The organism is Superficieibacter sp. BNK-5, assembly GCF_047456055.1.
In the GTDB taxonomy this organism is placed as follows: Bacteria; Pseudomonadota; Gammaproteobacteria; order Enterobacterales; family Enterobacteriaceae; genus Superficieibacter.
Genome location: NZ_CP179893.1, coordinates 397,559 through 423,827, shown reverse-complemented (window position 1 = coordinate 423,827; position 26,269 = coordinate 397,559). Strand labels below are relative to the sequence as shown.

Here is a 26,269-nt window from a genome sequence, read left to right as displayed (position 1 = left end):
CGAATAGCAGAGGACCGCCCGGCTAATGTTACTTTCTGCGATACACCTTCTGCGCGCTATTAACTTTATACAAATAGCGACGCGACTCCGCCGACGGATGGCGGGTGGTAATGGTCTGGTAAAGATCGCCCGGCGACATGGTATTGATGATCGTCGCCGCCTGTACTTTATCCGCTGAGAACATCCGCAGCACGCTGCCTGCACCGCCATTATAAGCGGTGATAACCGCGTAGCGACGAGAGGTCGGGTTGCTGATACCGGCCAGATATACGTTGCTGAGCATTGCCAGATACGCGGTGCCGGTATCAATGTTGTTAGCCGGATCAAACAGATAGCTGCGGTCCGGCGTGCCGCCTTTACCCTGCATACGGAAGACATCTTTCCCGGCGCTATGCTGCACCACCTGCATCAAACCGAGCGCGTCGGAACGGCTGACCGCATATGGGTTGAAGGACGATTCAGTTTGCATGATGGCAAGGATTAACGACTCATCGACGTTATACTTGCGCGAAGCCTGACGAACCATACCGATATACTTATGCGCACGCTTATCAAGGTGGTTCGGCACCAGATTAATGGTAACGCTATAGACAATATGCAGGCCGTTATTGCGGCTTTTCATCCTGTTTTGCAGCAGGTAATCGGCAAAGCGCGCCGCGCGCCACTCCCAGCGGATCGGCTCGCCGTTATTATCGACAACCTGACCATATAGGAACGGCTCTTTGGAGATCTGAATATCATCGGCATCAGAATAGAGGTCGATGGAGCCAGGATCTTCACCGATCAGCAGCGTCTGGATAATCGCCTGGCGCAGACGTGCTGCCGGTTCAGTTCCGGAAATGGTCTCAATGGTGATCGTACCCTCATCAAAGTTGATGTGGCTACGCGTCTGATACTGATCGGTATACTTAACATAGTCCTTTGGACCAGCGACCAGTACCTCTTTATATCCCCAGATATTCTCAATGTTATGAGCGAACTGGCCCATCAGGATATCAAAACTGTTGGTGTCCTTGACCCAGGCTTCGTTAAACGTCTCACCCTTCTTCGTTGAATCTGAACAGGAGATGAGTAACGGCGCAAGAAGGGCTAGCGCTAAATATTTTTTCATCATTCCGGGAGCGTGTGTTGTGTTGTTGTGAAGGGCGCGAAGCCCTTATTTTTTGTCTTCCGGCGTGTAGCCTTCGATGTGCACGTCTTTGCCTTCAAACAGGAAGTTGATCATTTCCTGCTCCAGCAGCTTGCGGTGCTCCACATTCATCATGTTGAGCTTTTTCTCGTTGATCAGCATGGTCTGCTTCTGCTGCCACTGCGCCCAGGCCTCTTTCGAGATTTCGTTATAGATGCGTTTGCCAACCTCGCCCGGGTATAGCTGGAAATCCTGACCTTCAGCGTCACGTTGCAGGAAGGTACAAAAAATAGTTCTGCTCATAGGTAATCCTCGTTATCGGCCCGAGCGTTATGCGAGTGCTCCGGCGCGTAGCTGTTGTAACAGGCGCTCCACGGGTGCCGCCAGTCCAACTGACGGCGGTTGCGCTAAGTTATACCAGAGCGCGTTGCCTTCATCCATGCATGTATGGAAAGAGGACACGGGAAGCCACATTGGCACGATATCCAGATGGAAATGGCTGAAAGTATGGCGAAATGCCGTCATTTGGCGCAAATTATCGGCGCTAATCTGCCGTTGCGCCAGCCAGTCCCGCATTTCTTCCTCAGTGGCAAACTGCGGAAAGCAAAATAATCCTCCCCACAAGCCGCGGGGCGGCCGCTGCGCCAGATAAACCTCATCGCCATGCTGCATTAACAGCAGATAGCCGGTGCGTTCCGGCAGCGTCTGCTTCGGCTTCTTGCCCGGATACTGCGCCCAGCTATGCATGGCATACGCCTCGCAGCCGATATTTAACGGACACAGTTCGCATTTCGGTTTTGAGCGAGTGCAAACCATCGCCCCTAAATCCATCATCGCCTGATTAAACCGCTCGACGCCCTGTGCTGGCGTGACGTTTTCACTGACTGACCACAGGCGGCTCTCGACCTCTTTTTTACCTGGCCAGCCGGCAACAGCATAGCAGCGTGCCAGCACGCGTTTCACGTTACCGTCCAGAATCGGATAATGCTGACCCAGCGAGAGGGATAAAATCGCCCCGGCGGTGGAGCGCCCGACGCCGGGCAGGGCGCAGACTGCTTCAAACGTCTGCGGAAATACGCCGCCGTGCAGCGTGGCGACCTGCTGAGCGGCTTTATGCAGGTTACGCGCGCGGGCGTAGTAACCCAGCCCGGTCCACAGATGCAGCACTTCATCAAGCGGAGCTTCGGCCAGATCCGTCACCGTTGGGAAGCGCGCCATAAAACGCTCAAAGTAAGGAATGACTGTAGTCACCTGGGTCTGTTGCAGCATGACCTCAGAGAGCCAGACTTTATAGGGCGTCTTTTCGATTTGCCAGGGCAGGGTCTTACGCCCATATTTGTCGTACCATTCCAGCACCCGGGCTGAAAATTGCGAAGCTTGTAGGGTCAAAGCGGGCTTCCGAATTTGCGCTATCAGGGGCACAGATTCCAGCACAGCCGCGCGAAGCTGTAAATCGGATCTTTGCTATGCTTGCATCCGGCAACTAACTTTGGATAATGCCCGTTTTCCCGACGACTCTCACAAGCAGATTACTTTTATGAATAACGACGTCATTTCACCGGAATTTGATGAAAACGGTCGCCCGCTGCGCCGTATTCGTAGCTTCGTCCGCCGCCAGGGACGCCTGACCAAAGGGCAGCAGCACGCGCTGGATCACTACTGGCCGGTGATGGGCGTTGAATTCTCGGACGCGCCGCTGGATTTTGCCGAACTGTTTGGTCGCGATGCGCCCGTGACGCTGGAAATCGGCTTCGGCATGGGGGCCTCGCTGGTCACGATGGCAAAAGCGAAGCCGGAGCAAAACTTTCTTGGGATTGAAGTTCACTCGCCGGGCGTCGGTGCCTGCCTCTCCTCCGCGCATGAAGAGGGCGTGGAGAACCTGCGCGTGATGTGTCACGACGCGGTGGAAGTGCTGCACAAAATGATCCCTGACAATTCTTTAACTATGGTACAGCTCTTTTTCCCTGACCCGTGGCACAAAGCCCGTCATAATAAACGGCGTATCGTGCAGACCGAATTTGCAGAACTGGTTAAAAGTAAGCTGAAGCTGGGCGGCGTATTCCATATGGCGACCGACTGGGAAGCCTATGCGGAGCACATGCTGGAAGTGATGTCCGCGCTGGACGGGTATAAAAACCAGTCTGCCAGCAACGACTACGTACCGCGTCCGGACTCACGTCCGGTAACCAAATTTGAACAGCGTGGCCATCGTCTTGGTCACGGCGTATGGGACTTAATGTTCGAGAGGGTGAAATAATGGCAAAGCATCGTAGTCGTCGTCTGCGTAAAAAAATGCACATTGACGAGTTTCAGGAGTTAGGTTTTTCCGTCGCGTTCCGTTTTCCGGAGGGGACCACCGGAGAGCAGATCGATCAAACGGTTGACGATTTTATCAATGAGGTGATCGAGCCGAACAAACTGGCATTCGACGGTAGCGGCTACCTTGCCTGGGAAGGGCTGATTTGCCGTCAGGAGATCGGTAAATGTACCGAAGACGACCAGGCCGCCGTGCGTAAATGGCTGGAAGAACACCAGCTTGAAGAGGTGCGCACTAGCGAACTTTTCGACGTCTGGTGGGACTAAGTTATACGGGGCTGGCATATGCTGGCCCGTTTTGTCTCTGAGGGAGTAAGTATGATGCGTAAAGCGCTGCTGGCAGCGGCATTGACGGTGACGGCATTTGCCGCACAGGCAGACTACAAGTGTAGCGTCACGCCGCGCGACGACGTGATCCTCAACCCGCAAACGGTGCAGGTTAAAGGTGAGAATGGCAATTTAGTGATCGCGCCGGATGGCAGCGTCATGTTCAATGGCAAACAGTACAACCTGAGTGCCAGCCAGCGTGAGCAGGCCAAAGATTACCAGACCGATTTACGCAACGCTCTGCCGTGGATCGACGAGGGCGCGCGCAGTCGCGTTGAGAAAGGGCGAACCGCGCTGGATAAAATCATTACCCAGCAGGTCGGGGCCGATAGCAAAATGCGCAATCGACTGACCCAACTGGACGCACAGCTTAAAGATCAACTGAACAAGATTATCGAGCATCGTAGCGACGGTTTGACCTTCCACTATCAGGCTATTGACCAGGTTCGTGCCAACGGGCAACAGCTGGTGAATCAGGCGATGGGCGGTATCTTGCAGGACAGCATTAACGAGATGGGCGCGCAGGCGGTGACCAAAGGCGGTAATCCACTGCAAAGCGTGCTCGGCAACCTGGGCGGCCTGCAAACCGCCGTACAGAACGAGTGGAAAAATCAAGAAAAAGATTTCCAGCAGTTCGGTAAAGCCGTCTGCCAGCGGGTGATTTCGCTGGAAGACAGCCGGAAGGCGCTGGTGGGTGGATTGAAATAAAGCACCCTGTTCACTGCAATAAAAAATCCCCGAAACAGCGTCGGGGATTTTTTGTTTTTGTGATTCAGGATTACGCCCCGACGAACGCCCCCAGCGCGAGCACGCAGATCAGACCTACCACTGATTGTACCGTTACCAGCAAACTCCATGTGCGCAGGGTTTGCGGTACGGTGAGGCCAAAATACTCTTTAAACAGCCAGAACGCGCCGTCGCTCACATGCGAGAAAATCATCGCGCCAGTGGTTGTGGACAGTACCAACAGCGCCACGTTGGTATCAGGATGCGCGGCCAGGAGTGAGGCAACGATGCCACAGGAAGCGGAAACCGCCACGGTACCAGAACCCAGGGCGATACGGAAAACCACCGCGATAAGCCAGGCAAACAGCAGCGGCGGAATCGACCACTCGGTTGCCAGATGACTGATAATATCGCTCAGACCAATGGTGTTCAGCATATCCTTCAGGCCGCCACCAGCGCCAATAATCAGCAGCAGGCCGACAATCGGCACAATGCTCTTTTTGCAGATAGCGAGGATCTCTTCTGCCGCTAAGCCGGTGGCGCGCCCCATGAAAATCATCGCGTAAATCAATGCCAGTCCGAGAGTAACAATCGGGTTGCCGATGGCCTGAAAGATTTCCTGAATCAGCCCGGTTTTCGGCACGAAATTGATGCCGATAGTGCCGATAATCATCAGGAACGGCGCAATAAGCACGGTGGTCAGCGCCACGCCCAGCGAAGGCTGGCGAGTGGCGTTCTTTGCTTTACCTGAACCGTGAGCCGGGCCGGTTAAATCAAGCGGCGTGCCCACATCCATATGATGACGCATCAGGCGTGGGAAAAGATAAGCGCCGACGAGCAATACGGGAACGCTGATAATGACGCCATACAGTGTTGTTTCGCCAATATTAGCGTTATACGCCGTTGCCGCGATAATGGTTGCCGGTCCGGGCGGCAACAGGGCATGCGCAGTCATCAAACCGGCACACATCGGAATCGCAACTGCCAGCACGGAAACGTTGAGGCGTTTCATGATCGAGAAGACCAGCGGCACCATCAGTACGAAGGTCACTTCAAACAGGTTAGGCAAACCGATAATCAGCGACACCAGTCCTACGCTTAATGGCATCCATACGCGTTTTCTGTTACCGATAATTATATCGGCAATTTTGTCTCCGCCGCCTGACTGAACCAGTAATCCTCCCAGCATCGCCCCCAGACCAATGACTACTCCGGTTACCCCAAGCTGCCCACCGAAGCCGTGAGTAAAGGCCTTTACTGATTTGGTCACGCCCATGCCATTGACCATCCCCAGAAACAGAGATGAAATCAGCAATGCGAAAAAGGGATGTAATTTTAATTTAGTAATAAGGATAATCAGCAGGCCGATTGAAACGACTCCACTTATTACCACAAACGAGGTTGTGTCCACAGACTTTCTCCTTAAAAACCATACCAGTCCATAAATTAATGAAGAGAGTGCCCTGCGGAAGCATGGTTATATATTACCAGTGTCAGCATATTTTACGTTTAAAAAACTGGTCATTTATGAAAGAAATGACCAGGATATCTCTGCTATTTATATTTGTGAGTAGTTATTGCCATTTGGGCCGCCACGGAAATCGCTCTTTCTGTTGCCAGCGTTTTTGCCACGCCTTTCCCGGCAATATCAAATGCGGTGCCGTGCTCCGGCGTGGTAATAGCATAGGGGAGTCCGCCCGCGACTGTGACACCGATGTCAAAGGCATGCAACTTAGTGGCTATTTGTCCCTGATCGTGAAAAAGTGTCACCACCGCATCATATTCATGATTAAACGCATGTATGAATATCGTGTCACCGGGGACCGGGCCATAAATATCCATGCCTTTGGCCTGATATTGTTTAATTACCGGCATCAGCACCTCAATTTCTTCCCGGCCGCAGGTACCGCCATCCCCGGCATGCGGATTCAGCGCCGCCACGGCAATACGCGGACGATCATATCCGGCCATTTTTAAGGTGTCGTAACAAAGCTGAATGGAGCGGCCCACATTTTCCGGCGTAATATAGTTAACAACATCGCGGAACGGAACGTGCCCGGTGACGCGGAAAACCCACAAGTCGTCCAGCACGTTCAGCAGGCCACGCGGGCGATCCAGACAATCAAGCTGCTCTGCAAACAGGTAATGCTCATCTTCGACATGCCAGCCCCCTTTCTTAAACGCTTCTTTGTTCAGCGGGGCAAAAACAAAACCATCAATTTTTCTGTTTTTTAACAGAGACATACAACGAACCAGCGACTCGCCGGTAGCATGACCTGAGACGGTATCTATTGTTCCCATCACCAGGTTTTCAGGATTGTAGTTTTTTAGATCGATCAGCGGAACGGTGCCGTTTTCCCAGGTTGCCTCTGTCGGATCGGTGATGGTTTTGCAGGGAAAACGGACGCCAGCAATCTTCTGGCCAAGCGCCAGCACCCGCGCGTCGCCAATCAGAATGGGCCGGCAATAGTTACAGGCTGTTCCGTCGGCGATCACTTTCGCAACCAGTTCAGGCCCAATACCGGCGGCCTCGCCTAAAAAAATACCCAGTACAGGTTTTTGCTCCATTGTTCACCTCAGACTATATTTTTGTGTTCAAAGACGTGCTTAATTCATCCGTCGTTAAACCTATTAAACGTAACTGCGCACATAAACTGCCGGTAACAAAATAGTTTGTTATCGAAATAGTTATTATTGCCAGTGATATTATATCTAAACTTATTCCGCTATCAGGAATGCCGCACGCTAAAAGCCGCTATAGCCTCACCGGTTTTTATCGTCCGCACTAAGGAAATATTTTAAACAATATCGCCTTCAGGAATAATCAACGTAGATTACCTGTGCATGTTGAGCTTCTCTTCCTGATTAACGGTCTGAATCAGGTGGAGAGATATCTTTAAATTTACCATTATTCATTTTTACTATCTGTTCCATATATAGAACGCATGTTCTGTAAAAAGAATTATTTGCCTATTTAAAAAGGGAAGCAATAGCTATCTTTACGGAGGATTGTAACGATTAATGTTTATGTGATCTGCCTCACCTTGTGTATTTATTGTTAAGCTATTTACATTTAGCCTGGTAATTTAATGTTGGTGAATGCATTTATTATAAACAATTTATCTGGTGAATGATAAATGCTTCCTGATGAAGGATTTTGGGGAGGGTGATCGCAAAAATATAAAAAATGAGGCCCTTTTATCTATTGATGTTAACGATAAAACAACGTATTTGGCGGTTAACGGCAGCAATTTATATGTGCGTCTGGCAGCAGGATATTACCGATCTGCGCCGACGCGGGGTAATTAAATAATCCCGGTCGGCGCGGTAAAGAAGGTTAATCCGCGAGGAACAGTTCCAGCAGCGAGTTGAGGAACAGTTTGCCGTGTTCGGTGATCTGCCAGTGCGACTCGCTTTCGGTGAGATAACCCTGCGCCAGCGCCTCGTCAATCTGTGCACGAACGGCGGCTTCCGTCAGCCCGGTATAGCGCACAAACTCGGCGCGCGGCGCAGGTTCCAGCAGACGAAAGCGATTCATAAAGAACTCGAAAGGTTTATCCGCCAACTCCACGTCGCGCTGGCTTTCCAGATAGCGCCCCTGCATATAACCGCGCGGGTGACGCGTTTTGGTGGTGCGTAAAATGCATCCGTCCGGAAAGGTGACCTTACCGTGCGCGCCGCAGCCGATGCCGAGGTAATCACCAAAGCGCCAGTAATTGAGGTTGTGCTGACACTGATAGCCCGGCTTCGCATAGGCTGACGTTTCATACTGCTGATAGCCTGCGGCGCTCAACAACTGATGACCCTGCTCGAAAATATCCCATAGCGCATCGTCATCCGGCAGCACTGGGGGGCGAGAGCCAAACAGGGTGTTTGGTTCAATGGTCAACTGATACCATGACAGGTGCGGTGGATTCAGCGCGATGGCCTGACGCAAATCATCCAGCGCCTCGTCCAGCGACTGATCCGGCAGGCCGTGCATCAGGTCCAGGTTAAAGCTGCGCAGCCCAAGACCCGCCGCCAGCCGTGCGGCGCGTTTAGCTTCTTCCGGGCCGTGAATGCGCCCTAAGCGCTGTAACTTCGGTTCACTAAAACTCTGCACGCCGATGGAGATACGGTTAATACCCGCACGCTGATACTCCACGAAACGGTCCGCTTCCACCGTGCCCGGATTGGCTTCCATGGTGATTTCCGCACTGGACGCCAGCGGCAGGCGCGCACGCACACCGTCCAGCAGCGCCTGCATTGCCGGCCCGGACAGCAGGCTTGGCGTGCCACCGCCGATAAAAATGGTCGTAATCTCGCGTCCCTGCGCGTAAGCGACGTCGCCGTCCAGATCGCTCAACAGGTGTTGAACATAATCATCGTGCGGCACGTCGCCCTTCAGCGCGTGCGAGTTGAAATCGCAGTACGGGCATTTCTGCACGCACCACGGAATATGAATATACAGACTCAGAGGCGGTAAATTAGCGATCACGCAGGGCGTCCAGTAACAGTTTCAGCGCCTGCCCACGGTGGGAGATAGCGCTCTTCTCTTCGCGGGTCAGTTCGGCTGCCGTTTTGCCTTCAGAAGGCACGAAGAAAATGGGGTCGTAGCCGAAACCGCCTGCGCCCGCTGGCTGGCGGGTAATCACGCCGGACCAGCTACCGTGGCATACCAGCGGCGTCGGATCGTCGGCATGACGCAGATACACCAGCACGCAGTGGAACTGCGCCTGACGCTGGTCGTCCGGGATATCGTTCAGTTCTTCCAGCAGCTTTTCCAGATTCTGCTGGTCAGTGGCATCCACGCCGGAATAGCGCGCGGAATAAATCCCCGGCGCACCGCCCAGGGCGTGAACCGCCAGACCGGAATCATCGGCGATGGCGGGCAGGCCAGTGACCTGCGCGGCGTGGCGTGCTTTCAGGATCGCGTTTTCGATAAACGTCAGGCCCGTCTCTTCCGCGGACTCCACGCCGAGATCGGTTTGCGCGACGATATCAAGACCAAAATCGCTCAGCAGCGAGGCGAGTTCACGCACTTTACCGGCATTACCGGTCGCGAGGACAACTTTTTGCATAGGACATTTACTCTGTTAGCGCCGCGACTTCCGTCGGGATCTGTTGCGGATGAATAATCTTAACCTGTTTATGACGGCCCAGTTCGCCCTTTTCAATCACCACCTGGCTTTTCGCCACGCGAAACTGTTTGGCGAGGAATTTAACCAGATGGGTGTTAGCCTGACCGTCAACCGGCGGGGCGGTGATGGCGACTTTTACCTCGTCGCCATGCAGACCCACAATGCTGTCGCGGCTGGCTTTCGGCTGAATATAGAGCCGCAAAACCAGACCGTCTGAGCAGGTGATAACGGCACTCATAGTGCCATCCACAGCCCCGGCAACAGCATGTTACCCGTGCTTTGCAGTAATTCGGCGATGCCCATATTGATCATGTACAGCAGCAGCACCAGGATCATCGGCGAGAAATCGATACCGCCCATTGAAGGGAGCAGTCTGCGAATCGGGCGCAGCAGCGGATCGGCCAGTTGCATCAGCACAAACTCCACCGGACTACGGCCCTGACTCACCCAGCTCATGATCGCCATCAGCAGCAGTACCCAGAAAATCATCAGACCAATGGTTTTCAGCAGAATAAGGACGGCGGCAATCCAGATAATTGGCTGGAAGGTGACCACCATAAACAGCACGATAGCTTTGATAACACATAAAATAAACGCCAGCAGCAGTGAGGCGCTGTCAACAGGCCCCATCGACGGGATAAAGCGGCGTAACGGTCCGACGACCGGTTGGGTGATCTTGACGATAAACTGCGAAAATGGATTATAAAAATCGCAGCGTGCCCACTGCATCCAGACGCGTAGCAGTAGCACCATCGTATACAGTTCAATGACTGTTGAGAGCAGGAAAGTCAACGTCTTCATGGCGTTCCTCAGTTTTCCTTATTTTTTTGTGTAGTCGCGTGCACCGAAAATCGCGGTGCCGATGCGTACCATGGTGCTACCTGCCGCAATGGCAGCATCCATATCATCTGACATGCCCAGCGACAGGGTATCTACCGTGGGATAGCGTGTTTTTAGCCGCGTAAATGCTACAGCCATTTGGCCTGCAACCGCAAACTGCCTTACATAATCTGACTCTGGCGCGGGGATCGCCATTAATCCGCGCAGCGTCACGCCCTTTAATTCAACAATGGCATCCGCCAGCGCGTCGATTTCCGCCAGGGAGACGCCTGACTTACTCTCTTCATCGCTGATATTCACCTGAATCAAGACGTTAAGCGGCGGCAGATGCGCCGGACGCTGCTCGCTCAGGCGGCTGGCGATGCGCAGGCGATCAACCGTGTGGCACCAGTCGAAATGCTCAGCCACCAGGCGGCTTTTGTTGGACTGCAACGGCCCGATAAAGTGCCACTGCAACCCTTCCACGCCCGCTTCGCGAAAGTGGAGAATTTTTTCCACGCCTTCCTGCACATAATTTTCACCAAAGGCCCGCTGCCCGGCAGCGATGGCTTCTGCGACGGCGCTCGCAGGCTTGGTTTTACTGACTGCAAGCAACGTAACTTCTTCTGAAGCACGGCCGCAACGCGATGCAGCGGCGGAGATTTTATCCCTGACCTGTGCCAGGTTATGCGCAATGTCGTTCATTTTCAGAGGATGATGGTATGGATATGGAAGAAATCGTGGCCCTTAGTGTAAAGCATAACGTCTCGGATCTACACCTGTGCAACGCCTGGCCGCCACGCTGGCGACGGTCAGGGAAACTGGAACCTGCACCTTTTGCGTCCATGGACGTTGAAAAAGTGCTTAATGACTGTCTGGATGAGGCACAGATGGCGCAGTTCACTCGCGGGCAGGTCGATTTCGCCATCACGCTACCGTGCCAGCAGCGGTTGCGTGCCAGCGCTTTTATTCATCGTCAGGGCGCGTCGCTTGCGCTTCGATTGCTGCCCACTGAAACGCCGCACCTCGCCGACCTGGGTGTGCCCGCCGCGCTGCCGGAGTTATTAAATGAAGAGAGCGGGCTGATTCTGGTGACCGGGGCAACCGGCAGCGGTAAATCGACGACTCTCGCGGCGATGGTCGATCATCTGAATCATCATCTGGACGGGCATATTTTGACGCTGGAAGATCCGATTGAGTTTGTCCATCGCAGTCAGCGCTGTCTGATCCAGCAGCGGGAAGTCGGTCGCCATACCGACTCATTTGCTGCGGCGCTACGCGCGGCATTACGTGAAGATCCTGACGTCATTCTGCTCGGTGAGCTACGCGACAGCGAAACCATCCGCCTGGCATTAACCGCCGCAGAAACCGGACATCTGGTGCTGGCGACGCTGCATACGCGCGGGGCAGCTCAGGCGGTAGAAAGGCTGGTCGATGTCTTTCCCGCTCAGGAGAAAGAGCAGGTGCGCAGCCAGCTCGCCGGAAGCCTGTGTGCGGTGGTGGCGCAAAAGCTTCAATGTAGCCCGCAAAATACGCGGGTAGCGCTGTTTGAGATGTTAATTAATACGCCCGCCGTCGCTAATCTGATCCGCGAGGGCAAAACGCACCAGCTACCCGGTGTGATGCAAACCGGGCAGCAGATGGGGATGCAGACCTTTACGCAAAGCTACCAGCAGCGGGTAGCGGCCGGGCTGCTTTAGCGGACATTCAGTGAATAGATCGCCGGTAACGCGCCCGCGGTGGCAAGGATTTCCAGGCGGACCTCCTGTACTTCACGTGGCGAGCTTAATGAGTGATGGCAGGCCGAATGATGATTATCCGTGACTTCCGCCAGCAGAATATCGTCTGTCCACAGGCGGTAATGCGTGATGCAGTGCGGCGTCACCGCGTGATAGTGCCCCATCTGCACGGTTTCCATCGCGTTATCGAAATCGTTGTCCTGCACCAGCGTCAGGGTATTGAGGGTAATCGGCTGCGGCCAGCGCCAGCGCACGACCGGGCTGGCATCCTCTACGGCGGGCACCCACGCGTTTGTCTGCTGCTCGGGACGCAGGCGGCCATTAAGCAGGTTTTGCGCGCTGAAGCAGCGCAGCGGCGTGGCAAAACGCAGGGCGGGCATTATCTGATGCGGACGGCGGCGCGGCAGCCAGAAATCAAATTCATCCACGCCATAATCGCCGTCGGCGACCTGGCGCGACTGTTTCGCCACTCTGGCGTTCAGGCTATTAAACACGGTCATCAGGCCGGGGAGATGGCGGTCGGTCAGGGCGATCTCCACATTGGGCTGTGCGGCAAAGGCAATAAACAGGTACTGGTCACGGTCGCTTTGCCAGCTGAAATTGCAGCGGTAGTCGCGCTCACCGTCGATCTGTAATTCGCAGGAGGCGTGATGTATTTCCGGCGTAAAGTTACCGGCGCGCTCGCTACCGAGAAGCTCGATGGTAAGCGGCTGGGGATGAGCGCCGCGCAGCGTAAAGGTTAATTCGGGAAGCGTCTCTCCGGCGTTAATCGGCACCAGCAGCGCCATCCGTTCCGCCAGAGAATGCCACTGGCCGTTAGCCGGTAATGCGCTCAACTCCAGTTCGCTGCTGACCCGGACGCTTGCGCCCTGCGCCGGATCGCTGAGCCACTGGCGCGGAATATAAAAGCCGTTGGCCTGGAGCCGTTGTTGCAGCGCGCCGATGCGGTCGTGCTGCGCCAGTTCGCGCGGCATCAGTTGCTGCGTCTGGCACAGGGCGGCGGCCTGGCCGACGACTTCTCCCAGCAGGCCGCAGGTACACATCACGCGGGCGCTGCCAAAGGCAACGTGGGACGCGGAAATCAGGCGGCCGGTCAGGAACAGGTTGTCCAGCGAGCGGCTGTACAGGCTGCGCCAGGGGATCGTGTAGGTGCCTTTACTGTGAAACTGACGGCAGCCATCGTGGGTGCTGTATACGCCATCGGCCGGATGGAGGTCAATAGACCAGCCGCCGTAGCCTACCGCATCATAATGGTCGCGCTGCTCAATAATATCCTGCTGGCTCAGCAGATGATCGCCAACAAAGCGGCGGCTCTCCCGCTTGCCGGGGATCACGCCCACCCAGTCGATCGTCATGTTTTCCGCCTCGGGAAACTCGCCGGAGTTTTTAATATGATCCCAGACGCCCCAGACGATCTTCCACAGCTCCCATTTGATCTCTTCGCTTGCATGAACCGTATCCAGTCGGCCTCCCCATTCCAGCCACCACAGGTCGCAGCCATTAAGGGTGGAGGTCAGCCGCTTATAGCGCGGGATAGCGGTGATATCCTTGAGGGCGAAAGAGGGCGGGACGAAGTTCACCGGGGTGCTGGTCTGACGGGTATAAAAGTAGATGGAGTGGCCCAGCTTATGCCCGAAATTATCGCCCGGTGCCATTTTTTCGCCGAGTTCATCTATGTCCTCCGCGCCTTCACGAAACTCTGCGCCAGCCAGATAACCGAGCACGCCGTCGCCGGTAGCATCGCAAAACTGCGCCGCGCTTACCTCATAAAAGGTTTCGTTGATCGGGTTAAAGGCGCTGACGCTGGTGACGCGCCGGGCCTCTTTTTGTACGGCATAGATGGCGGTATTCAGCAACAGAGTCAGCCCCGGCTGGCGCTGCGCGATGTCCAGCAGTAGCAGATCGAACATCACCGGATTACCTTCCTTGTTGCGCCACAGGTTCTCTTCAAGGATCTCGCCCATGATCCCGCCTTCACGCGCCCAGCGATTATTATTGCCCATATGCGAAGTGGCACCGTTAGCCCACAGACGTACTTCGCTGGACGCATTCCCTCCCAGCACCGGACGATCCTGAATCAGAATGACGTCGATGCCCGCACGGGCAGCGGCAAGCGCAGCGCACAACCCCGCCAGTCCGCCGCCTGCGACCAGCAGGTCGGTGCGCAAAGATTGTGTCGGGAAAGCTCTGCTGTCGGTCTGGTTAAAGATTTTCATGGTCTTGTATCCTTCTCAACTGACGCTAGAATCTGTAGTTTGCTTAAGCCCGACGCGGACCATCACTGCTATGTCATCTCAACCGAATCAAAGCCTGATTGACGGCATTCGCTGTCTGCAATATCTGGTATCCAGCGGCCGCGCTATTGGCTGTCGCGAACTGGCACGTCTTATGGGCATTAACACGACCCGCGTAAATCGTCTGCTGATGACCATGGCGTCCATCGGGCTGACGAGGCAGGATGAACAGCGGCGCTATCTGCCGGGACCGGGCATTCATGCGCTGGCAGCGCAGGCGATACGCGGCTCCGCTCTCTTTTCTCAGGCGCTGCCCATTCTTGAACGTCATGCCCCACGCGATATCGTGGTCGCCATGGGGGTTCTGTGGGAGGATCAGGTGATCTACATTTATCACTCTGAACCCGGCCATCAGATCAGTCAGGCGCTGGCGGGATTTCATATGCTGCCCGCGTGGCAGTCGGTGATCGGCATGAGCCTGCTGGCAGCCGAACCCGACGACGAACTCAGCAAACGCTTTTTCGCCGAGCAGTGGCAGCAACTGGCTCCTCACCTTCGGCAGCAGCGCGAGCAGGGGAGCGTCATCTGGCACCACCAGGATGGTGAAGTCTCTATCGCTCAGCCGCTGGGCGCGCATTCTGCCGCGCTGGCCTTCGCCGGCATGTGGCAGCCGGACGCCGAAACCATTGCGGCGCGCCACCTTGAGCTACAAACGCTGGCAGCGCAGCTGATCGCCTTCTGATTTGTTTCTTTTATAGAAACACTGGTGGTTTTGCAATACCAGATGCCAAAAACGTGACCCGGATCGAGGGCCAGCCGCCAATGCCGATTAGCCCTCGTCCATCAGGCTGGCTTATTCCCCTTCAGACCCGGTGATAGGATTGCCTCAGGAATTCGCTTAAATCATGAGATGACCTTTGCGAGGCGAGGGAAGCGTCCGTGACGTTAATGGCGAGACAATCTACGTTTAAAGGAGAATCAGGATGTTTCAGCAGGATAGTGGATTAAGTGCACCGCAGCAGATGATTATTATTACATGCCCTTCCGTACAATCCCGGTCTTTTGCCAGTTATCTGACCGAAACGCTTTCTGTTCCCGTCCGTTTGCAGAATATCACCAAGCCGTTAGAGCAGCGTTTGCCAGACGGCTGCATCGTATTATTCGATATCGCCGTGTCGAATAAAAAATTAACCGGCATCTGGTGTGATATTTTGCAGACCCAAACCGATGATTTACGCGTTATCATTTTAAATAGTGCCCAGCAGCACACGCTTTTTGACATGGCGCGCTGGCCCACGCTGTGCGGGATATTTAGTTATGATGATAGTCAGGAACATATTCTTGCGGGTATTAAGGCGATAGTAAACGGCGAGGTGTCTGAATTGCCCGGTACTATCCAGGCATATACGGACGAGCGGGATAGCGATCGTTACGAGAATATTTCGCTTACCGAACGCGAATATGAAATTCTCAATGAGTTACGCTGCGGAGCGTCGAATGTGGATATCGCCCGCGCGCTGTTTATCAGCGAAAATACCGTGCGCACGCATTTGTATAATATTTTCCGTAAGCTCAACGTTAAAAACAGAACGCAGGCGGTAAGCTGGACAAATGCCTCCCTGCGTGACCAGACAACCCGGACCGCACAGGGTGCATTTAACTAAAAACCTTGTTCGAAGTAACTCTCCAGGATAATCACCGCCGAGGCAGAATCGACGCTGCCTTTATTCAGCGCGCGAAAGCCACCGTGTTCAAACAGGCCCGCGCGCGCTTCTACGGTACTTAACCGTTCATCGTGCAACGTCACCGTCACGCCGAATCTGCCGTGGATCCGGTTCGCAAATTTACGCGCCCGTGCCGTCAGCGGCTGTTCACTGCCGTCCATATTCAGCGGCAGGCCGACAATCACCGTGTCAGGCTGCCACTCTTTGAGCAGACGTTCGATGAGCGTCCAGTCGGGCGTACCGTCCTGGGCTTTAATGGCGTTCAGCGGGCGGGCGGTGCCGGTAATGCGCTGACCAATCGCCACGCCAATACTTTTGGTGCCGAAATCAAAGGCGAGAAGGGTGTCACTCATCAGGCGTGTCCCGCCTCGCCAGGCATGGTGTGGATATCAATACCAATCAGTTTTGCTGCTTCGCGCCAGCGATCGGCGATTGGCGTTTTAAACAGAATATTGAGATCCGCAGGCGCGGTCAGCCAGGCGTTATCCAGCAGTTCCTGCTCAAGCTGGCCTTTCTCCCAGGAGGAGTAGCCCAGCGCGACCAGTACATCGACAGGCTGATCGTGGGTACCCAGCGTTTCCAGCACGTCCCGCGAGGTGGTGATAACGGTATTATCGGAGATGCGAATACTGGAGGAGAAAGACGCGGGTGGCGTATGCAGGATAAAACCGCGATCTTCCGCCAGCGGGCCGCCGAGCAGGACCGGTTTATCCAGACGAATCGCCGGATCGCGCGGTTCAGGCGTAATCTTCAGTTTTTCCAGAACGCCTTCCACCTGCAAATTTTCCAGGGGCTTATTAATAATAATGCCCATTGCCCCCTCGTCGTTATATTCGCAGACATAGACCACAGAACGACGGAAGAGAGGATCCTGGAGCGCAGGCATGGCAATCAGAAAGTGATGCTGTAAATTCATTGTCAGAGGTTCGGTTTCCTGGTTCAAAAAAGCAACAACGCTCAGTATGCGGGGAAAGTACCACGCTGTCACTAGCCAGTGGAGGAAGAGCAGCGGGTTCCCTCCCGCGATGAGATGTTGCAAGGGCGGCGGTTTATTTCATCCGCCCGCAACGCAAATTACTTCGCCAGACGTTTTTCGATGGCGTCCATCAGCATCCCGGTAATCGAGACCGGGAACTGCGCTTCGATTTCGCGAATACAGGTCGGGCTGGTAACGTTCACTTCGGTCAGACGGTCGCCGATGATATCAAGGCCGACAAAAATTAGCCCTTTGGCTTTCAGCAACGGCCCCACGCGGCGGGCAATTTCCCAGTCGCTATCGGTCAGCGGACGTGGTTCGCCACGGCCACCCGCGGCGAGGTTGCCACGCGTTTCACCGCCCTGCGGAATGCGTGCCAGGCAGTAAGGGACCGGCTCGCCATCCACCACCAGTACGCGCTTGTCACCGTCAACAATGGCCGGAATATAATTCTGTGCCATGCAGTAGCGGGTCCCGTGCTCGGTCAGCGTTTCGGTGATCACGCCAAGGTTTGGATCGCCTTCCTTCACGCGGAAAATAGACGCGCCGCCCATGCCGTCCAGCGGTTTTAAAATGATATCAGTATGCTTCTGCCAGAACGCTTTCAACTGCGCCTTGCTGCGAGTCACCAGCGTATCCGGCGTCAGGTCAGAGAACCAGGCGGTATAAAGCTTTTCGTTACAGTCGCGCAGACTCTGCGGCTTGTTAACGATCAGCGTGCCTTGTTCTTCCGCGCGTTCAAGGATGTAGGTGGAGTAGATAAACTCAGTATCAAACGGCGGATCTTTGCGCATCAGGATGACATCGAGATCGGCAAGCTGGAGATCCTGTTCGCCGCTGAATTCGTACCATTTGTCGTAGTTCTGCTCAACGCTGAGCAGACGCGTGCGTGCACGGGCTTCGCCGTTGATCAGATAGAGATCGGACATCTCCATATAATGAAGCTCATAGCCGCGACGCTGTGCTTCCAGCAGCATAGCGAAGCTGGAGTCTTTCTTGATGTTAATGTTTGCGATGGGGTCCATCACGATGCCGAGCTTAATCATTCTTGTTCTCCGTTAGCCCAGGTCGCCAAAACGCACCTGTAAGGCGGTAATGGCGGTGAGCGCAGTGGTCTCAGTGCGCAGAACGCGAGGTCCCAGCAGAATATCAGTAAACTGGTATTGTGCGGTCATAGCAATTTCGTCGGCGGAGAGTCCACCTTCTGGTCCAATAAGCAGGCGTACCCGCTCAACCGGCAGCGGCAGCGTGTTAATGCTGGCGCTGGCGCGCGGATGCAGATTCAGTTTCAACCCCGCATCCGGCTCGGCGCACCAGGCTTCGAGATCCATCGCCGGACGAATCTCCGGGATCTGATTACGACCGCACTGTTCACAGGCAGCGATAGCGATTTTCTGCCACTGCTGGATCTTCTTGTTCAGACGTTCAGCATCCAGTTTAACGCCGCAGCGCTCAGAAAAAAGTGGCGTAATGAGGCTTACTCCCAGTTCGATTGATTTCTGGATAGTAAATTCCATTTTTTCGCCGCGTGACATCACCTGACCCAGGTGAATATGCAGCGGTGATTCACGATTATCGGCTTCGCGACTTTGCACGTTAACGACGACGTTTTTCTTATCGGCGCGGGTAATTTCAGCGTCAAAGACCTGGTTGCTGCCGTCAAAAAGCTGAACGGGCTGACCGGCGGTCATGCGCAGTACGCGACCAACATGGTTCGCGGCGTCGTCGCTGAGCGCGACGTCCTGGCCCACGCTTAGCGGGGCAGGGTGATAAATGCGAGGTTTACGCATAAAGCTAACAGTCCAGTAATGATAATACCCGCTAGTGTAGGTTAGCTCTTTTGCGCCTGGCAAGCGCGCTGGACATAAGGGTTGTGATTCCCCTGCACGCGCGCAATACGCTCGTCACGTTCGCATTCCCATTTTGTCACCGGGTAGAGTTTATCCCAGGCGGTAAAGAGTTGGGTCTGCTGGCGTGAAAGGCTGATTTTATACTGATCGCGCATATAAAAGTTGATGCGGGCAATGGCGCCACGAGCGCGTGCGGGTGGCTCGGCAAGTTTGTTTTTGAAATCGACCTTCATGGCGCACTGGCCATACTGGCCTTCGCCGCCGTTCCACTGGCTATACATAAAGTTGCCGCGATCGCCGTTTACTTCACCGACTGCCGGTTGCAGGTTATGCATATCGCTCTCCATCTTGCGATAGACGGGATCTTTAGTGCAGTTTTTCCGTCCGCCGTCCTGCCAGCACTGGCGCTGATGACCGAACTGCCACGCTGGCACCACATGTTCCCACTCCACGCGGCTGGCGCGATTGGCATTTTTACGCACTTTATAGCCGCAGGCTTCCAGGTCGATAACACCTTTCTTACCCTGCCAGTGAATCGGGCAGCCGCAGTAAAAATCACCGGGAACGTCAGCGTTGACCTTAACGCCCGCCGCTTTTGCCTGGGCGAAGCTGGTGATCTCTTTGGCGTGGAGTGGATTCACCAGTAAAGGAAGAAAAAGGAACAGGGAAAAACGACAGGTACGGTACATCGTGAACTCCATCTCAATAAGAGCACGCAACGTAACGAAAGCAGTTGTCAGATGCAATCAGGCAGAACAGAAAATTTCCGGATCGCGTTTAATTTACGCGTCGGCTACCAGCAGTTCGCCGCAGTGAACGCAACGGTAAGTCGCTTCACCGCGTACCACTCTGTTATGTCGGCGCACGGTAAGCTGATGCTGCTGGCACTGGCAGCGGTAAGGGAAGGTGTTGCGGCGCACTGATTCCAGCCCGAACTGATGGGTACGGCGGGCGGGAACGCAGAGCACGCTTTCCATCATCCATTTCCACTCTTTGCCATGCGGCGCAACGCGGCCAAAATGTTTCCATGTCAGCAAATGCGCCAGCTCGTGCGGTACGACCTCATCAATAAACGCCTGCTGATTTTCCTGCAATAGCACCGGGTTGAGGCGAATTTCATAGCTGTCGAGCCAGGCGGTGCCCGCCGTCGTGCCACGCTGCTGATAGACCAGCTTCGGCTCCGGATAGTGACGATCCAGTTTGTGATTGGCGAGGGCGAGTTTCTCCCGCAGGCTGCGCATAACGGCTTGCTGGATAGCGATGGGAAGACGGGAGGTTTTCATAACGCCAGAGGATAAAACGGCGGGGAAGGGAGTGCAATAAGAAGCTTCCTCCCTGGCGGGAGGAAGCATCAGGGCTTAGTTATGCGCGCCAATATCGCGCAGCTTACGACCTTTCATCAGGTTACGTTCGATGTGCTCCAGCGAGACGTGTTTGGTTTCCGGCACCAGCCACAGGGTCAGCAGGATAAACAGCACGTTCAGACCCGCGTACACCCAGAAGGTGTTGGCATTGCCCAGCGTATTGAGCATGGTCAGGAACGTTGCACCGACGATCATGTTGGCGATCCAGTTGGTTGCTGTCGAGCAGGTGATGCCAAAATCGCGCCCTTTCAGCGGCTGGATTTCAGAACACAGTACCCAAATCAGCGGGCCAGCACTCATCGCAAAACCAATGATGAACATCAGCAGCATGGCGATAGCAAAGTACTGCGCAGACGGTGAGTGAATACCGATATGCATCATCGTACCCAGGATCCCCATGCCCACGGCCATTACCAGGAAGCCCAGCGTCAGCGTCGGTTTACGGCCCCAGCGGTCCACCAGACCGATAGCGATGAAGGTCGCCAGCACGTTGGTTAAACCAACGATAACCGTGCCCCACATTTGCTCATTGGTATTGGTATACCCAGCCAGTTCAAAGATTTTCGGCGCGTAATACATGATCACGTTCATGCCGGTGAACTGTTGCATCACCTGTAACAGCACGCCAAGGAACACCGCGCGGCGGAAGTTGCTGTTCTCTTTAAACAGCGCCCAGCCGCTCTGTTTTACCTTCAGGCTTTCGCGGATCTCTTCCAGCTCATTTTTTGCTTCGGCGCTGGTATCACGCAGGCGCATCAGCACGCGTTCGGCATCGTGGAAGCGGCGTTTGGCGGCAAACCAGCGCGGGCTGTCCGGCAGGAAGAAGACGCCAATCAGCAGCAGGATCGCCGGGATGATAATCACACCCAGCATCCAGCGCCATGCGCCGCTGTAGCTGAACGCGGTATCAGAGAGATAAGCCCCTAAAATCCCGATGGTGATCATCAGCTGGTACATGGAAATCATGCTGCCGCGAATTTTTTCCGGCGCGATCTCTGAAAGATAGAGCGGCGCGGTATAGGAAGCGACACCCACCGCCAGGCCCAGCAGCACGCGGGAGATAATCAGCACTTCCACGTTTGGCGCGGCGGCAGAGAACAGCGAGCCGAGCACAAACAGTATCGCGCCAATCATCAGGCTTTTTTTACGTCCGAGACGGAAGGAGAGCCAGCCGCTGCCGACCGCACCCACAGCCGCGCCGAACATCATGGAACTCACCACCCATTCCTGGGTATGTGCGCTGATCTGAAATTCATTGGTGATAAAAGGTAATGCGCCTGCGATTACACCAATATCAAGGCCAAAAAGCAGTCCGGCCAGAGCGGCAAGGAAACAGACAAAAAAAGTCATCGCCTTGTTAGAACGCCCATGTTTTTTATTGTCAGGCATGGTGCCCTCCAGTTGTGGTATCAAATTTATTTGACCTGAATAGTAGGTCAGTACGCCGCTAAAATATGTGAGTTCAATCACATCAGTGTAATCGGTTACATAAGTGTCAAGAACGGTAAGTTTACAACCGGTTGAAACTATAGTCTTTATGTTGGAATTTGTAGCGTCTGTAGAATTAATTTCAGATTAAACCGAAATGAAATGTAACGAATGGCAAAATTTGCACAGACCGCAAAAAAACACCTTAAGTTATCAGATGAAAAGAGGTGTAATCGGTTTCATTATGCGGCTATGACGAGCCTGATCAGTATAGAACGTCTGCCGAAAAAGACAGATTATTCAACCAGAGAAAAGAAAAAAGCCAGCGCAAGGCTGGCTTTGTAGAAGAGGGGGATAGCCGATTATTTCAGGCCAGCCGCATCGCGTAGCAGCTGTGCTTTGTCGGTTTTTTCCCACGGGAAATGTTCACGACCAAAGTGACCGTAAGCCGCGGTCTCTTTGTAGATCGGGTGCAGCAGATCCAGCATCTGAATCAGGCCATACGGACGCAGGTCGAAGAACTCACGCACCAGCAGCGTTAACTGTTCGGTAGCGATTTTTTCGGTGCCGAAGGTTTCCACCATGATGGAGGTCGGTTCCGCCACGCCAATGGCGTAGGAGACCTGAATTTCACAGCGATCCGCAAGACCTGCGGCAACGATGTTTTTCGCCACGTAGCGTGCCGCGTAAGCCGCTGAACGGTCCACTTTAGACGGGTCTTTACCGGAGAATGCGCCGCCGCCGTGACGAGCCATGCCGCCGTAGGTATCGACGATAATTTTACGACCGGTCAGGCCGCAATCGCCCATCGGGCCGCCGATAACAAAACGTCCGGTTGGGTTGATGAAGAATTTGGTCGCGCTGTTCAGCCATTCGGTCGGCAGCACCGGCTTGATGATCTCTTCCATCACCGCTTCTTGCAGCGATTTCTGATCGATATCTTCTGCATGCTGTGTGGACAGAACAACGGCGTCGATGCCGACGATTTTGCCGCTGTCATACTGGAAGGTGACCTGGCTTTTTGCATCCGGGCGCAGCCACGGCAGGGTGCCGTTTTTACGTACTTCAGCCTGACGCTGCACCAGACGGTGTGCGTAGGTGATTGGCGCTGGCATCAGCACATCGGTTTCGTTGGTGGCGTAGCCAAACATCAGGCCCTGGTCGCCTGCGCCCTGTTCCAGCGGATCGGCACGGTCAACGCCCTGGTTAATGTCCGGGGATTGTTTACCAATCGCACTCAGCACGGCACAAGAGTTAGCATCAAAGCCCATGTCGGAATGCACATAGCCAATTTCGCGGACCGTATTACGGGTGATCTCTTCGATATCCACCCATGCGCTGGTGGTGATTTCACCGCCGACTAAAACCATGCCGGTTTTTACATAGGTTTCACAGGCGACGCGTGCTTTCGGATCTTGTTCGAGGATTGCATCCAGCACGGCATCAGAGATTTGGTCAGCGATTTTGTCAGGATGCCCTTCTGAAACGGACTCAGACGTAAAAAGGTGTTTTGCCATTTTTAATTTCACCCAAGGAGAAGTCGGTTTGCTCAAACTGCTATGCGGAGTAGTCATGGTGGATATCTCTACCAGGACGTGCAGGTTTATGGCACTGGCAGTCTGAGTGTTAATCTGTATAGATGGATTAACATCTGGATGGCTATTCTAGGTCAGTTCTTCGCCTGATTTCCAGTTTTTTTTGAGTTATGTCGCATTATCGGGCAAACGTGATGAAAACGTATTGTGGCTGCGTTGGCATAACGCTGATTTATGTTTTGCTTTTCATGAATAATCCAGGTATAAAACGCCGCGCGCGGCTTATATAAAAAGTGCACGACGAATCTGTTCGTGTCGCCACTTCCAGCCGGGTTAACACTTTAGCTTTGGCTTGTCGCTGACTGAACCGGTTGGCGTGGAGGTGATACGAAACAATGATCCATTGGACGCCGTTCGCGCAGCCGCACCGTTCTGGTGTGCGCTTATTTTCCGCCATCTGCATCTCATCTATGCAAACCTGCCGATGTTCCACCCATCTCGGTGCTTCTCAGGATTCAAGGGCTGGTCACCGTCTCTGAAATCTGAACAAGGGCGCTCTTGTTGAACAAGAGTTTTCTCGTGGTTTCTCCGAACCGTCATACCTAAGTTCAGGTACGTGTTTTACAATGATATGAACAAGAAACCGGTCGCGCAGTCGGTGCTTCAGTGTTTTCTGCTGAAGAATCAGACTGTTTATGGGTTGTTATCGCGCCTTTGGGCTGCGATAGTAGTTTGCTGTTTTACACTTTCGACACAATTTGAGGTTCGCTATGTCTGACGACATGTCTTCTTCGCCTTCGTCAGCAGGCGAACAAGGTGTACTACGTTCCATGCAGGAGGTTGCGATGAGCTCCCAGGAAGCCAGCAAGATGCTGCGCACATACAATATTGCCTGGTGGGGCAATAACTACTATGACGTTAACGAGCTGGGCCACATCAGCGTGTGCCCGGACCCTGACGTCCCGGAAGCGCGCGTTGACCTCGCCAAACTGGTGAAAGCCCGTGAAGCGCAGGGGCAGCGTCTGCCCGCACTGTTCTGCTTCCCGCAGATCCTGCAACATCGTCTGCGTTCTATTAACGCTGCGTTCAAGCGTGCGCGTGAATCCTATGGCTACAACGGCGATTACTTCCTCGTTTACCCGATTAAGGTCAACCAGCACCGTCGCGTTATTGAGTCGCTGATCCACTCCGGTGAACCGCTGGGTCTGGAAGCCGGTTCTAAAGCCGAGCTGATGGCGGTGCTGGCGCACGCCGGTATGACCCGTAGCGTGATCGTCTGTAACGGCTACAAAGACCGTGAATACATTCGTCTGGCGCTGATTGGCGAGAAGATGGGCCACAAGGTCTATCTGGTCATCGAGAAGATGTCGGAAATCGCTATCGTGCTGGATGAGGCTGAACGTCTGAACGTGATCCCGCGCCTGGGCGTGCGTGCGCGTCTGGCGTCGCAGGGTTCCGGTAAGTGGCAGTCCTCCGGTGGTGAAAAATCCAAGTTCGGCCTGGCGGCGACGCAGGTGCTGCAACTGGTGGAAACCCTGCGCGAAGCCGGGCGTCTGGACAGTCTGCAACTGCTGCACTTCCATCTCGGTTCCCAGATGGCGAATATCCGCGATATCGCCACGGGCGTGCGTGAATCGTCGCGCTTCTACGTTGAACTGCATAAGCTGGGCGTGAACATCCAGTGTTTCGACGTCGGCGGCGGTCTGGGCGTGGACTATGAAGGGACGCGTTCCCAGTCCGACTGTTCGGTGAACTACGGCCTGAACGAATATGCTAACAACATTATCTGGGCCATCGGCGACGCCTGCGAAGAGCACGGTCTGCCGCACCCGACGGTGATCACCGAGTCGGGTCGTGCCGTTACCGCGCATCACACCGTGCTGGTTTCCAATATCATCGGCGTGGAGCGTAACGAATACACCGTTCCCACGGCACCGACGGAAGATGCGCCGCGCGCGCTGCAAAGCATGTGGGAGACCTGGCAGGAGATGCATGAGCCAGGCACCCGCCGCTCCTTGCGCGAATGGCTGCACGACAGCCAGATGGATCTGCACGATATCCACATCGGTTACTCTTCCGGCACGTTCAGCCTTCAGGAGCGCGCCTGGGCCGAGCAGCTTTACCTGAGCATGTGCCACGAAGTACAAAAGCAGCTTGATCCGAGCAACCGCGCGCACCGTCCTATTATCGACGAACTGCAGGAGCGGATGGCGGACAAAATGTACGTCAACTTCTCGCTGTTCCAGTCGATGCCGGACGCATGGGGCATCGATCAGCTATTCCCGGTTCTGCCGCTGGAAGGGCTGGATCAGGTGCCTGAGCGCCGTGCGGTGCTGCTGGATATCACCTGTGACTCCGATGGCGCTATCGATCACTATATCGACGGCGACGGCATTGCCACTACCATGCCGATGCCGGAGTACGATCCAGAGAATCCGCCAATGCTGGGCTTCTTTATGGTCGGCGCGTATCAGGAAATCCTCGGCAACATGCATAACCTGTTCGGCGATACCGAAGCGGTTGACGTGTTTGTCTTCCCGGATGGCAGCGTGGAAGTGGAGCTGTCCGATGAAGGGGATACCGTGGCGGATATGTTGCAGTACGTGCAGCTCGATCCGAATACCCTGCTAACGCATTTCCGCGATCAGGTGAAACAAACCGATCTGGATACGGCATTACAGCAGCAGTTCCTCGAAGAGTTCGAGGCGGGGCTGTACGGGTACACGTATCTGGAAGACGAGTAATCGCAACCGCCCGGTGACGTGTGTTTACCGGGCAGGATAGCGCTAAGCCGCCTTCTGGCAAAAGGGCGGGTAACGAGATCTCGCCGAAATGGCGTTTGCTATACTCACTTGAACCCGGTTGAATTAACGGCGATAATTCGCGTCAACAAGCACTATACGAATCAATCCCTTTCTCGTCGGGTTTAACGACGCGGAAGGGATTTTTTTTCATATTTTTTACTGTATCGACTCTGCATGA

General features: G+C 54.5%; 27 protein-coding genes. 8 read left to right on the top strand and 19 right to left on the bottom strand.

All coding sequences use genetic code 11. From position 1 onward, the window contains the following. Positions 1-28: 28 nt before the first annotated feature. Genes mltC through mutY form a run of 3 tightly spaced genes read right to left on the bottom strand, consistent with a single transcriptional unit; the run spans position 29 to position 2,518 of the window. Positions 29-1,111 carry a membrane-bound lytic murein transglycosylase MltC gene (mltC, locus tag ACMGGS_RS02025; RefSeq protein WP_414166183.1) on the bottom strand — a complete coding sequence of 361 codons (1,083 nt, stop codon included), beginning with the start codon at positions 1,109-1,111 and terminating at the stop codon, positions 29-31. Positions 1,112-1,156: 45 nt separating this feature from the next. Further along, positions 1,157-1,432, bottom strand: a complete 276-nt coding sequence (locus ACMGGS_RS02020) for an oxidative damage protection protein (RefSeq protein WP_176917298.1) — start codon at positions 1,430-1,432, stop codon at positions 1,157-1,159. 27 nt (positions 1,433-1,459) lie between these two features. Then, positions 1,460-2,518, bottom strand: coding sequence for an A/G-specific adenine glycosylase (gene mutY, locus ACMGGS_RS02015; RefSeq protein WP_414164837.1), 1,059 nt, complete (start codon positions 2,516-2,518; stop codon positions 1,460-1,462). Between the two features lie 148 nt (positions 2,519-2,666). Here mutY and trmB point away from each other — a divergent pair, with 148 nt between their 5' ends. The 3 genes from trmB to ACMGGS_RS02000 are packed head-to-tail and all read left to right on the top strand — an operon-like array spanning position 2,667 to position 4,480. Continuing rightward, positions 2,667-3,386 carry a tRNA (guanosine(46)-N7)-methyltransferase TrmB gene (gene trmB / locus ACMGGS_RS02010; protein ID WP_194208347.1) on the top strand — a complete coding sequence of 240 codons (720 nt, stop codon included), beginning with the start codon at positions 2,667-2,669 and terminating at the stop codon, positions 3,384-3,386. Beyond that, positions 3,386-3,712, top strand: a complete 327-nt coding sequence (locus tag ACMGGS_RS02005) for a YggL family protein (RefSeq protein ID WP_414164836.1) — start codon at positions 3,386-3,388, stop codon at positions 3,710-3,712. The genes trmB and ACMGGS_RS02005 overlap by 1 nt, the downstream gene beginning before the upstream one ends. A 51-nt stretch (positions 3,713-3,763) precedes the next feature. Continuing rightward, positions 3,764-4,480 (top strand): DUF2884 domain-containing protein, encoded by a 717-nt coding sequence (locus ACMGGS_RS02000; RefSeq protein WP_414164835.1) that lies wholly within the window; start codon positions 3,764-3,766, stop codon positions 4,478-4,480. 70 nt (positions 4,481-4,550) lie between these two features. On the opposite strand, the gene ACMGGS_RS01995 is transcribed toward ACMGGS_RS02000, so the two are convergent. The 7 genes from ACMGGS_RS01995 to ACMGGS_RS01965 all read right to left on the bottom strand — a co-directional run bounded on the left by ACMGGS_RS01995 (position 4,551) and on the right by ACMGGS_RS01965 (position 11,142). Beyond that, positions 4,551-5,909, bottom strand: coding sequence for a gluconate:H+ symporter (locus ACMGGS_RS01995; protein WP_414164834.1), 1,359 nt, complete (start codon positions 5,907-5,909; stop codon positions 4,551-4,553). A gap of 143 nt (positions 5,910-6,052) precedes the next feature. After that, positions 6,053-7,066 (bottom strand): PdxA family dehydrogenase, encoded by a 1,014-nt coding sequence (locus ACMGGS_RS01990; RefSeq protein WP_414164833.1) that lies wholly within the window; start codon positions 7,064-7,066, stop codon positions 6,053-6,055. Between the two features lie 769 nt (positions 7,067-7,835). After that, on the bottom strand, positions 7,836-8,972 hold the full coding sequence (gene hemW, locus ACMGGS_RS01985) for a radical SAM family heme chaperone HemW (RefSeq protein ID WP_414166182.1): 1,137 nt from the start codon (positions 8,970-8,972) through the stop codon (positions 7,836-7,838). Then, positions 8,965-9,558, bottom strand: a complete 594-nt coding sequence (locus ACMGGS_RS01980; protein WP_414164832.1) for an XTP/dITP diphosphatase — start codon at positions 9,556-9,558, stop codon at positions 8,965-8,967. Before ACMGGS_RS01980 ends, hemW begins: the two co-directional genes overlap by 8 nt. 7 nt (positions 9,559-9,565) lie before the next feature. Further along, positions 9,566-9,856, bottom strand: a complete 291-nt coding sequence (gene yggU, locus ACMGGS_RS01975) for a DUF167 family protein YggU (RefSeq protein WP_414164831.1) — start codon at positions 9,854-9,856, stop codon at positions 9,566-9,568. Then, positions 9,853-10,419 carry a YggT family protein gene (locus tag ACMGGS_RS01970; RefSeq protein WP_414164830.1) on the bottom strand — a complete coding sequence of 189 codons (567 nt, stop codon included), beginning with the start codon at positions 10,417-10,419 and terminating at the stop codon, positions 9,853-9,855. The genes yggU and ACMGGS_RS01970 overlap by 4 nt, the downstream gene beginning before the upstream one ends. Positions 10,420-10,437: 18 nt before the next feature. Further along, positions 10,438-11,142 carry a YggS family pyridoxal phosphate-dependent enzyme gene (locus ACMGGS_RS01965; RefSeq protein WP_414164829.1) on the bottom strand — a complete coding sequence of 235 codons (705 nt, stop codon included), beginning with the start codon at positions 11,140-11,142 and terminating at the stop codon, positions 10,438-10,440. Positions 11,143-11,159: 17 nt separating this feature from the next. Between ACMGGS_RS01965 and ACMGGS_RS01960 the strand changes: the two genes are divergently transcribed. Next, on the top strand, positions 11,160-12,137 hold the full coding sequence (locus ACMGGS_RS01960; RefSeq protein ID WP_414164828.1) for a type IV pilus twitching motility protein PilT: 978 nt from the start codon (positions 11,160-11,162) through the stop codon (positions 12,135-12,137). Here ACMGGS_RS01960 and ACMGGS_RS01955 read toward each other — a convergent pair. Beyond that, positions 12,134-14,392 (bottom strand): FAD-dependent oxidoreductase, encoded by a 2,259-nt coding sequence (locus ACMGGS_RS01955; RefSeq protein ID WP_414164827.1) that lies wholly within the window; start codon positions 14,390-14,392, stop codon positions 12,134-12,136. The genes ACMGGS_RS01960 and ACMGGS_RS01955 overlap by 4 nt on opposite strands. A 70-nt stretch (positions 14,393-14,462) precedes the next feature. Between ACMGGS_RS01955 and ACMGGS_RS01950 the strand changes: the two genes are divergently transcribed. Both ACMGGS_RS01950 and ACMGGS_RS01945 read left to right on the top strand, forming a co-directional pair. After that, entirely contained in the window at positions 14,463-15,152 is a 690-nt protein-coding gene (locus ACMGGS_RS01950; protein ID WP_414164826.1) for an IclR family transcriptional regulator, read from the top strand. 241 nt (positions 15,153-15,393) lie between these two features. Continuing rightward, entirely contained in the window at positions 15,394-16,074 is a 681-nt protein-coding gene (locus ACMGGS_RS01945; RefSeq protein WP_414164825.1) for a LuxR C-terminal-related transcriptional regulator, read from the top strand. On the opposite strand, the gene ruvX is transcribed toward ACMGGS_RS01945, so the two are convergent. The 8 genes from ruvX to metK all read right to left on the bottom strand — a co-directional run bounded on the left by ruvX (position 16,071) and on the right by metK (position 23,269). Next, positions 16,071-16,487 carry a Holliday junction resolvase RuvX gene (gene ruvX / locus ACMGGS_RS01940; protein WP_414164824.1) on the bottom strand — a complete coding sequence of 139 codons (417 nt, stop codon included), beginning with the start codon at positions 16,485-16,487 and terminating at the stop codon, positions 16,071-16,073. The genes ACMGGS_RS01945 and ruvX overlap by 4 nt on opposite strands. Beyond that, entirely contained in the window at positions 16,487-17,050 is a 564-nt protein-coding gene (locus ACMGGS_RS01935; RefSeq protein ID WP_414164823.1) for a YqgE/AlgH family protein, read from the bottom strand. Before ACMGGS_RS01935 ends, ruvX begins: the two co-directional genes overlap by 1 nt. Positions 17,051-17,208: 158 nt before the next feature. Further along, positions 17,209-18,156, bottom strand: coding sequence for a glutathione synthase (gene gshB, locus ACMGGS_RS01930; RefSeq protein WP_176917314.1), 948 nt, complete (start codon positions 18,154-18,156; stop codon positions 17,209-17,211). A 12-nt stretch (positions 18,157-18,168) separates the two neighbouring features. Further along, entirely contained in the window at positions 18,169-18,900 is a 732-nt protein-coding gene (rsmE, locus tag ACMGGS_RS01925; protein ID WP_414164822.1) for a 16S rRNA (uracil(1498)-N(3))-methyltransferase, read from the bottom strand. Positions 18,901-18,941: 41 nt separating this feature from the next. Next, positions 18,942-19,649: a deoxyribonuclease I gene (gene endA / locus ACMGGS_RS01920; protein ID WP_414164821.1), complete on the bottom strand. Its 708-nt coding sequence runs from the start codon at positions 19,647-19,649 to the stop codon at positions 18,942-18,944. A 93-nt stretch (positions 19,650-19,742) separates the two neighbouring features. Further along, complete coding sequence (locus ACMGGS_RS01915) at positions 19,743-20,243, bottom strand: SprT family zinc-dependent metalloprotease (protein ID WP_414164820.1); 501 nt, start codon at positions 20,241-20,243, stop codon at positions 19,743-19,745. Positions 20,244-20,318: 75 nt separating this feature from the next. Then, the gene (gene galP / locus ACMGGS_RS01910; RefSeq protein WP_194208334.1) at positions 20,319-21,713 is read right to left on the bottom strand and encodes a galactose/proton symporter; all 1,395 of its coding nucleotides are present in this window, start codon (positions 21,711-21,713) and stop codon (positions 20,319-20,321) included. Between the two features lie 401 nt (positions 21,714-22,114). Then, positions 22,115-23,269 carry a methionine adenosyltransferase gene (gene metK, locus ACMGGS_RS01905; protein ID WP_414164819.1) on the bottom strand — a complete coding sequence of 385 codons (1,155 nt, stop codon included), beginning with the start codon at positions 23,267-23,269 and terminating at the stop codon, positions 22,115-22,117. A gap of 649 nt (positions 23,270-23,918) precedes the next feature. Here metK and yqgB point away from each other — a divergent pair. Then, positions 23,919-24,065 carry an acid stress response protein YqgB gene (yqgB, locus tag ACMGGS_RS01900; protein WP_414164818.1) on the top strand — a complete coding sequence of 49 codons (147 nt, stop codon included), beginning with the start codon at positions 23,919-23,921 and terminating at the stop codon, positions 24,063-24,065. Then, positions 24,058-26,031, top strand: a complete 1,974-nt coding sequence (gene speA, locus ACMGGS_RS01895) for a biosynthetic arginine decarboxylase (RefSeq protein ID WP_414164817.1) — start codon at positions 24,058-24,060, stop codon at positions 26,029-26,031. The genes yqgB and speA overlap by 8 nt, the downstream gene beginning before the upstream one ends. Positions 26,032-26,269 lie beyond the last annotated feature (238 nt).

What these genes read in the sequence shown, in the direction of transcription:
- gshB (WP_176917314.1), bottom strand. Translation starts at nt 18,156, where the DNA reads ATGATTAAGCTCGGCATCGTGATGGACCCCATCGCAAACATTAACATC.
- speA (WP_414164817.1), top strand. Translation starts at nt 24,058, where the DNA reads ATGTCTGACGACATGTCTTCTTCGCCTTCGTCAGCAGGCGAACAAGGT.
- ACMGGS_RS02000 (WP_414164835.1), top strand. Translation starts at nt 3,764, where the DNA reads ATGATGCGTAAAGCGCTGCTGGCAGCGGCATTGACGGTGACGGCATTT.
- ACMGGS_RS01965 (WP_414164829.1), bottom strand. Translation starts at nt 11,142, where the DNA reads ATGAACGACATTGCGCATAACCTGGCACAGGTCAGGGATAAAATCTCC.
- ACMGGS_RS01915 (WP_414164820.1), bottom strand. Translation starts at nt 20,243, where the DNA reads ATGAAAACCTCCCGTCTTCCCATCGCTATCCAGCAAGCCGTTATGCGC.
- endA (WP_414164821.1), bottom strand. Translation starts at nt 19,649, where the DNA reads ATGTACCGTACCTGTCGTTTTTCCCTGTTCCTTTTTCTTCCTTTACTG.
- ACMGGS_RS01990 (WP_414164833.1), bottom strand. Translation starts at nt 7,066, where the DNA reads ATGGAGCAAAAACCTGTACTGGGTATTTTTTTAGGCGAGGCCGCCGGT.
- yggU (WP_414164831.1), bottom strand. Translation starts at nt 9,856, where the DNA reads ATGAGTGCCGTTATCACCTGCTCAGACGGTCTGGTTTTGCGGCTCTAT.
- ACMGGS_RS01945 (WP_414164825.1), top strand. Translation starts at nt 15,394, where the DNA reads ATGTTTCAGCAGGATAGTGGATTAAGTGCACCGCAGCAGATGATTATT.
- ACMGGS_RS01980 (WP_414164832.1), bottom strand. Translation starts at nt 9,558, where the DNA reads ATGCAAAAAGTTGTCCTCGCGACCGGTAATGCCGGTAAAGTGCGTGAA.
- ACMGGS_RS02005 (WP_414164836.1), top strand. Translation starts at nt 3,386, where the DNA reads ATGGCAAAGCATCGTAGTCGTCGTCTGCGTAAAAAAATGCACATTGAC.
- ACMGGS_RS02020 (WP_176917298.1), bottom strand. Translation starts at nt 1,432, where the DNA reads ATGAGCAGAACTATTTTTTGTACCTTCCTGCAACGTGACGCTGAAGGT.
- ACMGGS_RS01955 (WP_414164827.1), bottom strand. Translation starts at nt 14,392, where the DNA reads ATGAAAATCTTTAACCAGACCGACAGCAGAGCTTTCCCGACACAATCT.
- trmB (WP_194208347.1), top strand. Translation starts at nt 2,667, where the DNA reads ATGAATAACGACGTCATTTCACCGGAATTTGATGAAAACGGTCGCCCG.
- mltC (WP_414166183.1), bottom strand. Translation starts at nt 1,111, where the DNA reads ATGAAAAAATATTTAGCGCTAGCCCTTCTTGCGCCGTTACTCATCTCC.
- galP (WP_194208334.1), bottom strand. Translation starts at nt 21,713, where the DNA reads ATGCCTGACAATAAAAAACATGGGCGTTCTAACAAGGCGATGACTTTT.
- yqgB (WP_414164818.1), top strand. Translation starts at nt 23,919, where the DNA reads ATGAACAAGAAACCGGTCGCGCAGTCGGTGCTTCAGTGTTTTCTGCTG.
- ACMGGS_RS01970 (WP_414164830.1), bottom strand. Translation starts at nt 10,419, where the DNA reads ATGAAGACGTTGACTTTCCTGCTCTCAACAGTCATTGAACTGTATACG.
- ACMGGS_RS01950 (WP_414164826.1), top strand. Translation starts at nt 14,463, where the DNA reads ATGTCATCTCAACCGAATCAAAGCCTGATTGACGGCATTCGCTGTCTG.
- ACMGGS_RS01935 (WP_414164823.1), bottom strand. Translation starts at nt 17,050, where the DNA reads ATGAATTTACAGCATCACTTTCTGATTGCCATGCCTGCGCTCCAGGAT.
- ruvX (WP_414164824.1), bottom strand. Translation starts at nt 16,487, where the DNA reads ATGAGTGACACCCTTCTCGCCTTTGATTTCGGCACCAAAAGTATTGGC.
- rsmE (WP_414164822.1), bottom strand. Translation starts at nt 18,900, where the DNA reads ATGCGTAAACCTCGCATTTATCACCCTGCCCCGCTAAGCGTGGGCCAG.
- metK (WP_414164819.1), bottom strand. Translation starts at nt 23,269, where the DNA reads ATGGCAAAACACCTTTTTACGTCTGAGTCCGTTTCAGAAGGGCATCCT.
- ACMGGS_RS01960 (WP_414164828.1), top strand. Translation starts at nt 11,160, where the DNA reads ATGGATATGGAAGAAATCGTGGCCCTTAGTGTAAAGCATAACGTCTCG.